Here is a 13,645-nt window from a genome sequence, read left to right on the forward strand (position 1 = left end):
TGTTGTCCGGCGCCGTCACGGGTGGCCGGCCGCGCCGACGCAGGCCTCGTTCCCCTCGGGGTCGGCCAGCACCCAGTTCGCCGGGGCGTCGGCATCGTTCACCAGACGGCCGCCGGCCGCGAGCGCCGCGGCGATCCGCGCCTTGGCCTGGTCGTACGGCACCCAGACGTCGACGTGCACCCGGTTGCGCTGCGGGCGCGGTGCGTCCATCTGCTGGAAGTAGAACGGCGCCCCGCGCCGCTGCGGGTCGATCAGGTCCTCGGGGCTGTTCGCCCGGTCCCGGTAGCCGAGCAGGGCCCGCCAGAAGGCCACCACCGCGGGACCGGCCAGGGCGTCGACGGTGACCTGGACGGTCTGTACGGCGGCCGGGTCGGCCGGGATGCCCAGCTCGCCCGCCACCGCCGAGATCTGCCGGGCCAGTTCGAGGTGGCGCTCCGTCAGCCCGTAGTAGTCGTCCGTGACCGTGATCAGCCGTACGGTCACGCCTTCGTGCCGCAGGTCGACATCCGGTTCGCCGTCCCCGAGGCCCGGCAACTCGCCGATGGCCTGTACGAGTTGGGCGCCGATCTGGAACGACCCGGTACGGAAGTACGCGCACGCCCCCTCGCCCAGTACCCGCCAGTCCGCCAGACCCTCGGTCTCGTGGAACTGCTTCGGCCTGATTCGTCCGGTCCTGCTCACTGCATCGCTCATCCGTTCAACGTAGCGTGCGGCTCCGACGATCCCGTGGGACGGGTGGGACAGGGGTGACGCGGCACGTCGGCCCGGGGACGGGTAGGGTGCCCGGTGGTCGGCCGAATCTGACAGGGCGTCAGATTCTCCGGGTTCGAGGGGGATTCCATGGCACACGAAATCGTTGCGCGGGACGTGGACATCGAGGTCGGCGGCGCGCTGCCGATGACCGCCTATCTGGCGCGCCCGGTCGGGGGTGACGGCCGTCCGGCCGTGCTGGTCTGCTCCGAGCTGTGGGGCGTGACCGAGGCGGTCAGGGAGGTCGTGCGGCAGGTGGCCGCGCTTGGTTATGTCGCGATCGCCCCGAACCTGTACCACCGTTCAGGACCGGAGACCGCCGCCGGGCTCGAGGAGAGCGACGCCAACCGGGAGCGCGGCTTCGCGCTGCTGGGCCAACTGACCCGGGAGGGTGTCGAAGCGGACCTGCGGGCCTGCCTCGCCCACGTCCGCGAGAACGAGGCGGCCACCGGGAAGGCCGGGGTGCTCGGCTTCAGTCTCGGCGGGCACATCGCGTGCTTCGCCGCGAGCCGGCTCGACCTCTCGGCGGCCGCGGTCTTCTACCCCGGCTGGCTGACCGTGGCCGGCACCGCGCTGAGCCGTCCGGAACCGCTGCTGGCGGCGGCCGGCGACATCGCCGACCGCGACGTGCGGATGGTGCTGTTTTTCGCGGAGCTCGACCACGTCATCGCCGCGGACGAGCGCAGCGCGATCGGTGACGCGCTGACGGCGGCCGGGGTCCGGCACGAGTCGGTCGTCTACCCGGGGGCGCAGCACGCGTTCTTCTTCCCCGGGCGCGGGCCCTACGACAAGGCGGCCGCCGAGGACTCCTGGCGTCGGGTGGGCGAGCTGTTCGCCGCCGAGCTCGGGCAGTAGTAGCGGGTCGGATGCCCGCCCGTTCGCCGGGCGGGCATCCGACCGACCGTCAGTTCTCGGTCAGCTCCACGATCACCAGCGTGCCCCGGCTGCCGGGGCGGACCCGGTGCGCGGTGCCGGCCGGCACCATGCAGAGCTCGCCCGCGCGGAGCGTGACCGGGGTGCCGTCCAGCTCCAGTTCCAGGTGGCCGTCGAGGACGAGCAGGGACTCGTCGGCGCCGTGGCTCTCCGCCACGACCGGCAGTTCGTCCATCCGCAGTACCTTCACGGTGGCCGTGCCCACCTGGCCCAGTCGCCGGGAGCTCCAGGCCCGCGGCAGGTCGGCGGCGGTCGTCAGCAGGTCGACCACGCTCATGGCACACCCCTTTCGAGGGCCCGGGGGCCCCGTTGCGATCAGTGGATGCCTTGGAAGCTACCCGGGCGGGGGCCCGCAGTGGTCGACCGTTTGGCAAAGACTGTCGGCTACGCGAGCGACCGGGCGACCCGGAAGCCGACGTCGTCGATCCGGAAGGTGGGGTGGCTGCGGCGGCGGACCGAGGCTCGGCAGCTCCAGCGTTCGTCGAACCAGCCGCCGCCGCGCAGCACCCGGTAGGTGCCGTACACCTCGGCGTCGTAGACGTCCCAGCACCACTCCCAGACGTTGCCCAACATGTCGTACAGGCCCCAGGAGTTGGGCTGCCGCCCGCCGACCTGGTGGATCCGTCCGGCCGAGTTGCCCCGGTGCCAGGCGATCTCGTCGAGTTCGCCGTACCGGGCCGCGGTGGTGCCGGCCCGGCAGGCGTGTTCCCACTCGGCCTCGGTCGGCAGCCGGTAGCCGTCGGCGGAGGTGTCCCACTCGACGGTCTCGCCGTCCGGGTGGGTGCGGTAGGCGGGCGTCAGCCCCTCCTGTTCGGACCAGGCGTTGCAGAACCGGACCGCGTCCTGCCACGAGACGCCCTCGACGGGCAGCCGGTCACCCTGCGCGGTGCTCGGCCGCAGGCCGGTGACCCGGGCGTACTGCTCCTGGGTGACCGGGTGCGGCGCCAGCCGGTAGGGCGCGAGCTCGGCCGACCAACTCCGCTGCGTCCGCCGGTCCGACAGCGTCACCTGCCCGGGCGGGACGGCGATCATCTCTGTTGCTTCGTTCGCGTCCATGGGTAGGTGATCGTACCGAGTCACGGTTTCTGACGGTCCGCCAGGTCGGCCGGGCCGTACTCGGGGCTGCAGCACCCTCAGGCCTCCGCTGACGGCTGGTGCCTTCGGCTACCGGCGGTGTATGGGGAGGCAGAGAGTGAAGTGAGCCCCGCGCAGCACCCGGTGCAGGAGCGCCAGCTCGCGGCCGGCGGACCGCTCCGGGAAGACGTCAGCGGCCGTCACGACCACCCCGGTGGTCGTCCGGCCTGGTGAACCGTGTGGCGAACACTCGCAACGGCAGCTGTCCACGCATCTCGGCCCGGGGCACGATCTGGTCGGTGTAGGTCGCTGAGATCTCCAGGACGGCGAACTACCTATCAGCCAGGATCAACCGCACGTCGCCCCCGGTGGACCTGCCGACGGGCGGTGTCGATCCTGCGGAGCGGCCAATCCCGTGCGGGGAACTCACGGAATACCGCCGTGAACAGGGGCGCCAGTGTGGTTGGTGACCAACGGCATCGGCGCGTGAGGGCGCTCGGGGATACGGCCGAGGTGTTCCTCAGCCCGAGCTGCCCACGTGCTGTCGGGGAACCTCTCGAGGAGCTGCTGCCAGACGTCCCGCGCCCGGTTGAGGTCTTCCAGCTTTGTCCGCCGAGCGTTCCTGGTGCCGTTCGCTGCGGACTTGGCCTCCAGGCCGAGCGCGAGGTGCGCCCACTCCAGCGCGTCGCCGCCCGAATAGTCGAGCGCGGCCTCGAAATGGTGAATCGCCTCCCCGAACTTCCCCTCGCGGTAGGCCACCCAGCCGCACGCGTCCTCGCACTCGGCCAAGCGGCTCAATGACAGCCGAGTCTGTCGCGCGCTGTCCAGGGTGCCGTCAGCGAGGAGTTGCGCCTCGTGAAGTGCGATGCCGTGGTCCGCGAGGAACAGCACAAGCCGGGTGGCCAGCATCACCGACTGTTCGCGCAGGATCTGCTCGGCGTCCGTATTCGCACTCTGTGCCAACTCATGTGCGCATGCCGTCCTCGCGTCCTCCAACTCCCGCAGTACCACCTCCGGCCCCTCGCGTTCGGCCAGCAGTTCGGCAAGACGGCCGCGCCGCCGGGCGTCTCCCGGTTGCCTGCCGACGGCGCCGATTCCGGCCCGTAGCGCAACGATCGCGTCACTGGTCCTGCCCATCAGGTGAAGGATCTCCGCCATCTCCTCCTGCACCTCGGCGTCGAAGGCTCGGTGCGGCCAGGGGTCTCTGGTGATGGTGACTAGCTCACTGAGCGCCGTGTCCAGGAGTCTCAGTCGCTCGGCGCCCTCTTTGCTTTCTGCCTGTCGCCGGTAGGTCGCAGCGAGTTCGCGGCGGGCGCGGTCCCGCTCGACACCTGCCTGGAGAAGTTCGATCAGTCTGCGAAGGTGCTGTTCGGACAGCTCGTACTGGGCCAGTTCCCGGTAGAGTCCGGCCAGAGTGAAGCGGGGATAGGCGTACAGCGGGGCGAGCCGCAGGGCGTCATGGCAGTCGGCCACAGCGTCGGCCGCCCCTGGGCTGCGTAGACCTGAGCCCTCCCTGCAAGCGCGCGGGCGAGGATAGGTAGGTGTGGCGGCTCGCCGACCAGCACGGTGGTCATCGCCGGTCCGGGCGTCCTCGGGTTCTGGTGCCTGATGGTCATGGGCAAGGGCGGTCTTCTCAGAGCCTCCGTATAGGTCTCGACCGCCGCTCGGTGAGTCGCCGCCGAAGCTCCCCGCAGGCCCGCCTTCCGCTGCGAATCGCCCAGCGCCGCCTGCGCCTCAGCGCGTTCTACCCTCCACAGTGGCGGTGTCACCAGCCCGCCGGGCAGCGCCGCCCCAACCGCCTCGCCTAGGTAATCGGCGGCCTGGGCCAGGTGAGCTCGCTGGTCATCGGACGAGGGGTGACTGGAGACCAGCTTGAGGTGAAGCAACGCCAGTTGGCGGGATACCAGCCGAAGCTCCGGCAGGTCCTCCGACCACCTGATCCGCAGATCCTCGATCTCGGAGACCGCTGCGCGAAGCTGCTCCTCGTTCGCGGCTTCTTCGGGGGCTCGCGCCAAGGCAGTGGCGAGAGCCCACACCCGGACCCACTGCTCTCTTGGCCTTCTGGTCGAACCAGCGGGAGAAGTCGGCTGGGCGAGCAGGTCGGCCTCTAACAGGTTGGGTAGGAAGCCGTAATACGACGTCCCGGCTACGGCTCGCCGAGGCTGGGACGGAGCACCGTTCGAAGACGCCAGCGCCTGGTAGAGCTCATTCAGGCGTTCATGCAGCCCGTGATCCTGCGGATTGAGCGCTACGGAGATCCCAGCAAAGCCCAAGGCGCCGACGACGTCACCGCGGAACCGCCGGTCGAGGGCAAGCATCAGCCACGGCTCTGGGTCGTCGGGGTCCTGATGCGCAGCGACCGCGAAGACATCGGCCGTGAAGTCGAGGCTTCTGCCGTGCTGAGCGGTGATGCGTCCGGCCGCCTTCAGGGCCTCTTGGTGGCGTGGATCCCATTGCAGGGCGGTGAGGTAGTCGAGCAGTGCCTCCCCCGCCTCCTTCTCACTGTGCCTGCCGCACTCCTCGGTGATCTGCCCGTGCTTGGCATAGATGCTGCCGAGGCCAGGCTCCCAGTCGAGCGCGACCTGGATGTAGCGATGTGCTTTCTTCAGGTGACGGTTGCGACGTTGCCCGGACAGCAGCTTCACGAGTGCGACCTGGCACTCTGCTTGCTCGACCAGGACGCTGGCGATGCGTTCGGTGAGCGGCCGCTCGGCGGACTCGTCACCGCCGGCGACCAGACGGCGGGCCCGCTCGTCACACAGATCGTGCTCAGTACGGCGCAGGTAACGGGACGCCTTCGCCACATCGCGGCGTGCTTGTCGCCTGAGGTGTCTCCCGTCCAACGGCCTGGCGCGAGCTTCACGCAGCAGAGCCATCCCCAACCAGTACCAGGCGAGAGTCTGTTCGTTGGGATGCCCTCCGGTCCGTCGCACGACCGCGCCTCGGGCCGATTGAACGGCCTGCTCCAACAGCTGACTTCTGCTGATTGGGTCGGGCTCGTCCTTCGCCTGATCGAGGTAGGTCCGGGTCAGCTGGAAGCGTGCTGGGGCCAGTCCAGGGTCGAGGTCGACCGCCTGTCGCCACAGCCTCGCTGCGGCGTTCGCGGTGGCTGCGGAGACGGGAAGTCCGATTTCGCGTCGGACGCGGTCCTGCTCGCTCTTGACCGTTCCCAGGTTGTGGTATGCAGCGGCGTAACGCGGGCTGTGCACCAGGGCGTTGCGGAAATGCTGTTCGGCTCTGTCGAGGTACTGAAGGTCGCCTTCGTGCAGGAAATACTGGTAGCACTCAAGCCCGTCCACCAGCATCTCGAAACTGTGGATATCGGCACCGATCGCTGAAGCTTTCGGCTGCTGCAACTGGATGTAGTGGGCGAGCAGGCGGGCAAGTCGGGCACCAGCCCGGCACAGATCGCCCTCGATATCCGTCTCCGCGGTCCAGGTCTGCGTCTTCCCGCCGGACTGGGTGGCGACCGCCACGAGTTTTCCGTCGACCTGGACCAGTGAGCCCTGCATAGCTCGGCCGAGCATGCGTGCCAGCAGGGTGAGGACCGCTCCGACCTGGAGTTTGAAAGGTCCAAGCGCGAGCGTCCCCACTTCCGTGACCTTGACGTCTGTCCCGAGGCCGGTCGCCGCGACGCCCGTCCTGAACGGCACCCTGGACAGGGAAATCTGCACCGTTTCCCCGCGTTCACTAGCTGGGCTGAGCACATCCGCAGGCTGGTGGAACGGCTCCTGGGTCACCAAATCCCTGATCCGCCTGATCTCGCGGTCAAGCAGTTCAGCGAACCCCACTGCGACCTGCTCCAGCTGGTCATGCCCGGTGCCGCCCACGAGGTTCCGAAATGGGAGGATCCGAATGGTTCTGAAGCCCCGGAAGCTGATCGCAAGCAGGAACAGGGCCAGCAGTGCTGGGACCACCCCGCTCCAGTGCAGGGCTTTGTTGATGAGTCCCGTCAGGGAGAGGGCTAGGAGCCCTAGCGCGACCAGAAACAGGATCGTATTGAAGCCGAGGAAAGCTGACCCGATAAGCCTGGCCAGTCGGGAAGGACGGCGGGCACGCAGCGGCGGCCACGCCCGCGCTAAGCGGACCGACTCTCGTCGCAGGTGCTTCGGGGAGGCCATGGCCTACTCCTCTCACCAGCGGAGGTTCTTCCAGGCTCCTCCTGTCACTTCTGGCCGTCAACGGGTTCACCGGAGTGATGGTCACTCAGCCAGGTGCCACGACGAATTACTTGGCTTCGTCTTTCGTATCGATCCGGTCATGGCTGGCGGGGCTAGCGTACAAGGATTGGCGTTGGGTCACGTTTGGCTTTCTCGTGAGTGGAGCGCAGTTTGGACCCTTTCGGGAACGGGCGGGTAGTGCAGGTATTCCAGGTTCACTCTTTCCTTCCCGTGGCGGCATTGGTCTGCTGGACCTCGCAGCGTGGTCCCGGCCGCCGAGGATGCCGACTCACGGCACACCATTCTCCACGAGACCGGGCACTGGCTGCAGTTCAAGCTGCCCGACACTGCTTCCCGGGCGCGCCGAACTGTGAGAACCATCAGTTCGACGCGGCCAGCTCCGAAGGGCTGCGCCTGGACCGAGGGATTCGGCGACGTGGTAGCCGCCCGCACCCTCGGCGACTACCGCTATGTCTAGTCGGACGGCAAGTTCTTCAACCTTCACACCGATCGCAACTTCCCCTGGGACGAGGGTGATTCGGCGCAGGGAAGATCGGCAGCACTCTGGTCGACCTGTGGGCGGCGGACGGCCTCGACGGCGGCAGTTGGGGCAGCGGCATCCGCCAGCTGAGTGAGTATCACAGTGCCGGCTTTCACGAGTGCTTCACCGTCCACCGCCCGAAGGCGAGTCTGCCGACGACGGGTGCTGCCGGGCGCTTGGTCGAGCGTCGCACTCTCGCCCATTGATCAGGTGTCAGTAGTCGATGGTGTGCCGGTGGAGGATGTCGGCGGCGGTCCCGGTGGTGCTCAGTGGCGGGTTGGCGGTGGGCCGGTCCGTCGTGAAGTACTCCCGGAAGTCCTCGCTGGGGTTCGCGGTCATCAGGGCGATGGTGCGGTTCCAGTTGCCGCCGTCGGGGCCGGTGGCCGACCAGAGGTCGAGCAGCGAGCTGCCGACCCGGCCCTGGACGGTGTCGCCGCGGTCCCAGCCGGCCGTGGTGGGGCCGTTGACGAAGCTGTAGGAGCTGCCGTCCTCGAAGACGTAGCGGTAGTCGCCGAGGGTGTAGGCGGCCACCGCGTCGGCGAAGCCCTCGGTCCAGGCGCAGGTGGTGGAGCTGGACCTCTCGATGTAGTGCGGGTTGCAGCCGGTCACGGTCGGGAAGTCGTGGGCGTACAGCTGCCACTGGAACCAGTGGCCCGCCTCGTGCAGGATCAGGTGCTCGGAGTCCGGCATGTCGGTGCCCAGGATGACGTAGTTGGTGCCCTGGTAGTCCCAGTAGCCGGCGTTGGTGCGCTTGGGGTCCCAGACGAAGGTGAGGGTGTCGCAGCCGCCGTCCGCCTGGTGGGCGGTCCAGCAGCCGCTGGTGGGGTTGCCGCGCTTCCAGTAGAGGAGGTTGAGGGTGTCCACGATGTGCCAGGCGCGCTGCATCGTGGCGGGGACCTTCACGGTGCCGAGGTCCTGGGTGGTGGAGACGTTGCTGCGGTGCGCCGAGTCGAAGGTGTACTGGGTCTGGTTGTTGGGGCTCTTGATGACCCGCCACATCGCGGTGCTGGCGGAGTTGAAGCGTACGAACGCCTCGGGCAGCGGGGCGGACGCGGTGTAGCAGGCGTTGAACCGGCCGGTGCCGCTGTCGGTGATGCCGGAGGCGAGCCTGCGGACCGTTCCGGTACTGGAAGTCCGGCCCCACAGCTCCCAGTTGGCGTTCCGGGCGACCTGGGTCAGGACGGGCTTTGCGGTGCCGGACTCGGCGTCCTGGTGGTCGTAGGCGAGGGTGCCGCTGAGGCAGGCCGTGGTGGCGGCATCCGCCCGGCCGACCGCCAGCGGGGTGAACGGGACGAGCAGGCCGACGGCGGCTGCGAGGATTTTCCGGGTGAGGCGGCGGGGACGGCGTTCTGCCATGGTCGGTCTCCTTGGGTGAGGGTCGAGTTCCGAGCGGCATCCTGCGGACCGGCCGGCCGTCGAACATCGGATCGGCCGGTAACTACCGCTGTGCGATGGGCACTTGGGGGAGGCCCGCAGCGGTGAGAGAGGACTATGCCCGATGCGCGGAGACATTGCAACGTAACATTTCACCAGGGTTCGGCTTTGGGTTCGGCTTCGGGTGGCTCAGCCGGTCCAGCGGATCCCGTGGAAGCCGGGGGACAGGTCGTAGTCCACCAGGTGGGCCAACCGGCCGTCGATCAGGCGCAGTTGGGACACGTCCTTGTGCGGCGAGCGACTGTCGAGCCGCCAGATCCGGTAGGCCCGCCGCGCACCGGCCGTGGGTCCGAAGCGGACCGTCAGCTCGAAGTGCTGCCCCGCGGTGCGGAACCAGCGGCCGTGGTGCAGATCCGCCTCGGTGGAGGTCACGGTGTGCTCCAGCGCGAAGGTCTCGCCCCTGGCCAGGGGGCCGAAGAGGAGCTCGGCGGCGATCAGCCCGGCGTCCGGGTCGGTGCGCACCCGCCCCAGCGCGCAGTCGCGTCCGGCCCGGATCTCCGGCAGCGCCTCGGCGCCGACGTGGTAGAGCAGCACGTGTCGGCCGGCCCCGGAGCGGCGGGCCCGGACCACGGACCGGACGGTGGAGACCCAGCCGCGATCCGAGACCGTCACGTCGTCCTGGACCGCGAGGACGTCCAGATCGGGTTCGGCCGGATCGGCCAGCGCGGCCCGCAGGCGGGTGGCGGGCAGCAGCGGAGTGCCCGGGACGAGTGCGGGCCGTCGTCGGCCGCCCCGGTGGGCCGGCTCCGCCAGCAGGCGGCTCAACGAGCCCGCGGCGAGGCCGAGCAGGAGTTCCAGTTCGGCGACCGCGCGCAGGCTCTCCGGGCGCTGCGGCCGGCTCACCCCGCGCTGCCAGTTGCTCAGCGTCGAGACGCTGACCCGCAGGCCGAGGGCGGCCAACCGGTCGCAGAGTCGGTCGAGGCTGAGGCCGCGGGCGGTGATGGCCCAGCGCAAGGCGGTGTGGAACGGCCCGGTGCGCAGCAGGAGCTGGAGGTCGTCGATCGGAGCCTCCCATAAGTTACCGGCGGATACTGGATTTTCACCGCCGCCGGGCCGTTCCCGCAGGCAGCGCCGGTCCGCCCCGGTGGCCGGCTCCCCGGATGTCGGCCCGCACGCTACCGCCTGTGCCCCCGCTGCCTCCACCATGTGCCCGACCTCGGCAGTCGCGAATAGAGGAGCAGTTCATGCCAAGCAGAAGATCCGTGATCACGGCGGTGGTGGCCGCCGTGATCACCCTGGCCGGTACCGGGGCGGCGATGGGCGACGCCACCCCGTTCGCCGCCGCACCGGAGCACACCGCCGCGGCCGTCGCCGCCGTGCCCCGGCCCGACCACGTCGTGGTCGTCACCTTCGAGAACAAGGACTACTCGACGATCATCGGCAGCTCCAGCGCGCCGTACATCAACCAACTCGCCGGGCAGGGTGTGAGCTTCAGTCAGTCGTTCGGCGTCACCCACCCCAGTCAGGGCAACTACGTCGCGATGTTCTCCGGCTCCCAACAGGGCGTCACGGACGACTCCTGTCCGAAGGTCTTCACCGGAAAGGCCAACCTCGGCAGCCAGCTGATCGCGGCGGGGCTCACCTTCAAGGGCTACTCCGAAGGCATGCCCTCGGACGGCTACACCGGTTGCAGCAGCGGCAAGTACGTCCGCAAGCACAATCCCTGGGTCGACTTCGACAACGTCCCGGCCGCGAGCAACGTCCGCTACAGCACTTTCCCCACGGACTACACGCAGCTGCCGACCGTCTCCTTCGTGGTCCCCGACATGTGCAACGACATGCACGACTGCTCGGTCGGCACCGGCGACACCTGGCTGAAGAACAACCTGGACGGGTACGCGCAGTGGGCCAAGACCCACAACAGCCTGCTGATCGTCACCTTCGACGAGGACAACTTCAGCTCCGTCAACCAGATCGCCACCCTGTTCGTCGGCGAGCAGGTCCGCCCCGGCACCTCCGCCGGGCAGATCAACCACTACAACGTGCTGCGGACCCTCGAGGACGCGTACGGCCTCAGCCCGCTCGGCGCGGCGGCCACCGCGACGCCGATCACCGACGTGTGGACGACCTCGTCCCCCAGCCCGAGTCCGAGTCCGAGTCCGAGTCCGAGCCCGAGTCCGACCGGCAGCCCCAGCCCGTCACCGACGCCTCCAGCGGGAATCGTCAACGGCGGTTTCGAGTACGGCACTTTCAACGGCTGGACCCGCACCGGCACCACCGCCGTCGACCCCACCGCGCACTCCGGCGCCTACAGCGGCGCGGCCGGGGCCAGCACCCCGACCGACGGGGACTCCGTGCTAAGCCAGACGTTCACCGCGCCGCCGGGCATCACCAAGCTCACCGTCTGGTGGAAGGGCGACTGCCGGGACACCGTCAAGTACGCCTGGGCCAGCGTCGTCGTCAAGCACAACACCAGCGGCAGCACGGCCACCCCGCTGGCGAAGACCTGTACCAGCGACGGCGTTTGGCGACAGGTGACCGACACCCTCACCCCCGGTCACTCGTACACCGTGCAGCTGGTCAACCACGACGACAACTACCCGGGTGACCCCAGCATCACCTGGTTCGACGACGTGACGCTGAGCTGATGTACCTCTCCAGCGTGCGGGCCGGGGCCACCGTCACGGCGGCCCCGGCCCGGCGGGTGCTCACCGGCAACGTCCTCGCCCTCGGCCTGGTCAGCCTGGTCACCGACGTCTCCGCCGAGATGGTCGGCTCGGTACTGCCCGCCTACCTGGTGCTCGGACTGCATTTGACGGTCAGTCAGTACGGCATGGTGGACGGCCTGTTCACCGGTGCCACCGCCCTCACCCGGCTGGCCGGCGGGTACGCGGCCGACCGGTTCCGGCGCCGCAAGCTGGTCGCCGGGATCGGCTACGGCCTGTCGGCCGCCGCCAAGGCAGGGCTGCTGCTCACCGGCGCCGCCCCGGCCGCGATCGGCGCCCTGCTGGCCGTCGACCGGACCGGCAAGGGGCTGCGCACCGCACCCCGGGACGCCCTGATCACCCTCTCCGTCCCCGAACACCGGCTCGGCCGGGCCTTCGGCGCGCACCGCGCGCTGGACAGCCTGGGCGCGTTCGCCGGACCGCTGGTCGCGGTGGGCGTGCTCGCGCTGGCGGGCTCCGGCCGCTCCTACGACGCGGTGTTCCTCACCAGTCTGTGCTTCGCGCTGCTCGGCGTACTGCTGCTGGCCCTCTTCGTCCGCGACCACACCGGGCCGCTGCCGTCGACCCGGGTCCGGCCCGGAGCCGCCCTCGCGCTGCTGGGCCGTGGACCGTTCCGCGCGCTGTGCATGGCCGCCGCGCTGCTCGGACTGACCACCGTGGGCGACGGGTTCGTCTATCTGCTCCTCCAGCGCCGGGACGACCTCCCGGTCACCGCCTTCCCGCTGCTGGCCGTCGGCTCCGCGCTCGCCTACCTGCTGCTGGCCGCGCCGCTTGGACGGCTCGCCGACCGGGTCGGGCGGCGGCCGGTGGTGCTCGCGGGCTACGGGGCGGTGGTCGCCGTACAGCTGCTGCTGGCCGCCGGGGCGGGCGCCTCCGTCCTGGTCGTACCGGCCGTCCTGTTGCTGCACGGCGCGTTCTACGCCGCCACCGACGGCGTGCTGCCGGCCATCGCCGGGCCGCTGCTCCCGGCCCACCTGCGCACCAGCGGCCTCGCCCTGCTGCAGACCGGGCAGGCCCTGGCCGGGCTGTGCTCCTCGGTGCTGTTCGGCCTGGCCTGGCAGTACTGGGGCACCTCCGTCGCCTGCCTGGCCGCCGCCGGAGCCGCCGCCGCGGCGCTGGCCGTCTCCGTCCCACTGCTCAAAGGACCTTCCACCAGATGAAGTTGCGCATCCTGACGGCCGTGCTCGCGACCGTCCTGCTCGCCGCGGTCGCGATCGGCTACACCGTGCTGCGGGCCGCTCCCGCAGTACCGGACACCGGCCTCACGCTGGGCGGCCCCGGACTGCTGATCCGCGACACCACGACCGGCCGGCTCGCCGTCCGGTACCCCGACGGTCGACGCGTCCAGTCGGACCTGCCCTGTGCCCGGGTGTACGCGGCCGACGGCACCGGGGTGTGCCTGCGGGAGGGCACTGGTTCCTGTCAACTCACCGTCGTTGACCGGGACTTGCACCAGCTGCTGGCCATCCCGCTGAACGGCGTCCCGAGCCGGGCCCGGGTCTCCGGCTCCGGGCGGATGGCGTCCTGGACGGTCTTCGTCACCGGCGACTCCTACAACGGCGGCCGCTTCTCCACCCGGTCCGGCATCCTGGACACCCGCGGCGGCACCCTGGTGGGCAACCTGGAGAGCTTCACCGTGGACGGTCACCCGGCGGCCCCGGACGCCAACTTCTGGGGCGTCACCTTCGCCGCCGACGACAACCGCTTCCACGCGACGATGTCGGCCGACGGCCACCGGTCGCTGGTGGTGGGCGACTTCGCGGCCCGGAGCCTGCGGGTCCTCAAGGACAACGTGGAGTGCCCCTCGCTCTCGCCGGACGGCAGCAGGCTGGCATACAAGAAGGCGCTGCCCGGGGGTGGGTGGCGGCTGACCGTGCTCCGGCTGGCGGATCTCGCCGAGACGCCGCTCGCCGAGACCCGCAGCGTCGACGACCAGCCCGCCTGGCTGGACGACCGCACGGTCGCCTACGGCCTCCCGCACTCCGGCCCGGGCTCCGACGTCTGGACCGTACCGGCCGACGGCAGCGGGAGCCCTGGCCTGCTGGTCCGCGACGCGGAGTCACCGGCCCCCCTGCGCTGACCCGGCG

11 protein-coding genes and 1 pseudogene are annotated in these 13,645 nt (G+C 70.0%); 6 read left to right on the forward strand and 6 right to left on the reverse strand.

Annotation, left to right across the window (positions count from 1 at the left end; all coding sequences use genetic code 11):
- Positions 1-15: 15 nt before the first annotated feature.
- Positions 16-693 carry a 4a-hydroxytetrahydrobiopterin dehydratase gene (locus F4556_RS34715; protein ID WP_184923295.1) on the reverse strand — a complete coding sequence of 226 codons (678 nt, stop codon included), beginning with the start codon at positions 691-693 and terminating at the stop codon, positions 16-18.
- A 147-nt stretch (positions 694-840) separates the two neighbouring features.
- Between F4556_RS34715 and F4556_RS34720 the strand changes: the two genes are divergently transcribed.
- The gene (locus tag F4556_RS34720; RefSeq protein ID WP_184923296.1) at positions 841-1,605 is read left to right on the forward strand and encodes a dienelactone hydrolase family protein; all 765 of its coding nucleotides are present in this window, start codon (positions 841-843) and stop codon (positions 1,603-1,605) included.
- A 49-nt stretch (positions 1,606-1,654) separates the two neighbouring features.
- Here F4556_RS34720 and F4556_RS34725 read toward each other — a convergent pair whose 3' ends face one another.
- The 3 genes from F4556_RS34725 to F4556_RS34735 form a co-directional block, all read right to left on the reverse strand.
- A complete protein-coding gene (locus F4556_RS34725) occupies positions 1,655-1,960 on the reverse strand; it encodes a cupin domain-containing protein (RefSeq protein ID WP_184923298.1) in 306 nt (101 codons plus the stop codon).
- 107 nt (positions 1,961-2,067) lie between these two features.
- Positions 2,068-2,739 (reverse strand): formylglycine-generating enzyme family protein, encoded by a 672-nt coding sequence (locus tag F4556_RS34730; protein WP_184923306.1) that lies wholly within the window; start codon positions 2,737-2,739, stop codon positions 2,068-2,070.
- Between the two features lie 1,367 nt (positions 2,740-4,106).
- Positions 4,107-6,878 (reverse strand): tetratricopeptide repeat protein, encoded by a 2,772-nt coding sequence (locus tag F4556_RS34735; RefSeq protein ID WP_184923308.1) that lies wholly within the window; start codon positions 6,876-6,878, stop codon positions 4,107-4,109.
- Between the two features lie 298 nt (positions 6,879-7,176).
- Here F4556_RS34735 and F4556_RS39910 point away from each other — a divergent pair.
- Positions 7,177-7,395, forward strand: a pseudogene (locus F4556_RS39910) (metalloprotease); the annotation flags it as partial.
- A gap of 74 nt (positions 7,396-7,469) precedes the next feature.
- Positions 7,470-7,664 (forward strand): hypothetical protein, encoded by a 195-nt coding sequence (locus F4556_RS39915; protein WP_512699295.1) that lies wholly within the window; start codon positions 7,470-7,472, stop codon positions 7,662-7,664.
- Positions 7,665-7,671: 7 nt separating this feature from the next.
- Here F4556_RS39915 and F4556_RS34740 read toward each other — a convergent pair whose 3' ends face one another.
- The gene (locus tag F4556_RS34740; protein WP_246511173.1) at positions 7,672-8,814 is read right to left on the reverse strand and encodes a metalloprotease; all 1,143 of its coding nucleotides are present in this window, start codon (positions 8,812-8,814) and stop codon (positions 7,672-7,674) included.
- Between the two features lie 207 nt (positions 8,815-9,021).
- Positions 9,022-9,846, reverse strand: a complete 825-nt coding sequence (locus F4556_RS34745) for a hypothetical protein (RefSeq protein WP_184923310.1) — start codon at positions 9,844-9,846, stop codon at positions 9,022-9,024.
- 230 nt (positions 9,847-10,076) lie between these two features.
- On the opposite strand from F4556_RS34745, the gene F4556_RS39625 reads away from it, so the two are divergent.
- From F4556_RS39625 to F4556_RS34760, 3 genes are read left to right on the forward strand one after another with little or no spacing between them, the layout of a single operon-like run.
- Positions 10,077-11,480, forward strand: a complete 1,404-nt coding sequence (locus tag F4556_RS39625) for an alkaline phosphatase family protein (protein WP_221503770.1) — start codon at positions 10,077-10,079, stop codon at positions 11,478-11,480.
- The gene (locus F4556_RS34755) at positions 11,480-12,718 is read left to right on the forward strand and encodes an MFS transporter (protein ID WP_184923312.1); all 1,239 of its coding nucleotides are present in this window, start codon (positions 11,480-11,482) and stop codon (positions 12,716-12,718) included. The genes F4556_RS39625 and F4556_RS34755 overlap by 1 nt, the downstream gene beginning before the upstream one ends.
- Positions 12,715-13,638 (forward strand): TolB family protein, encoded by a 924-nt coding sequence (locus F4556_RS34760; RefSeq protein WP_184923314.1) that lies wholly within the window; start codon positions 12,715-12,717, stop codon positions 13,636-13,638. Before F4556_RS34755 ends, F4556_RS34760 begins: the two co-directional genes overlap by 4 nt.
- The last annotated feature ends 7 nt before the right edge of the window (positions 13,639-13,645 follow it).

The sequence above is a fragment of the Kitasatospora gansuensis genome (assembly GCF_014203705.1).
In the GTDB taxonomy this organism is placed as follows: Bacteria; Actinomycetota; Actinomycetes; order Streptomycetales; family Streptomycetaceae; genus Kitasatospora; species Kitasatospora gansuensis.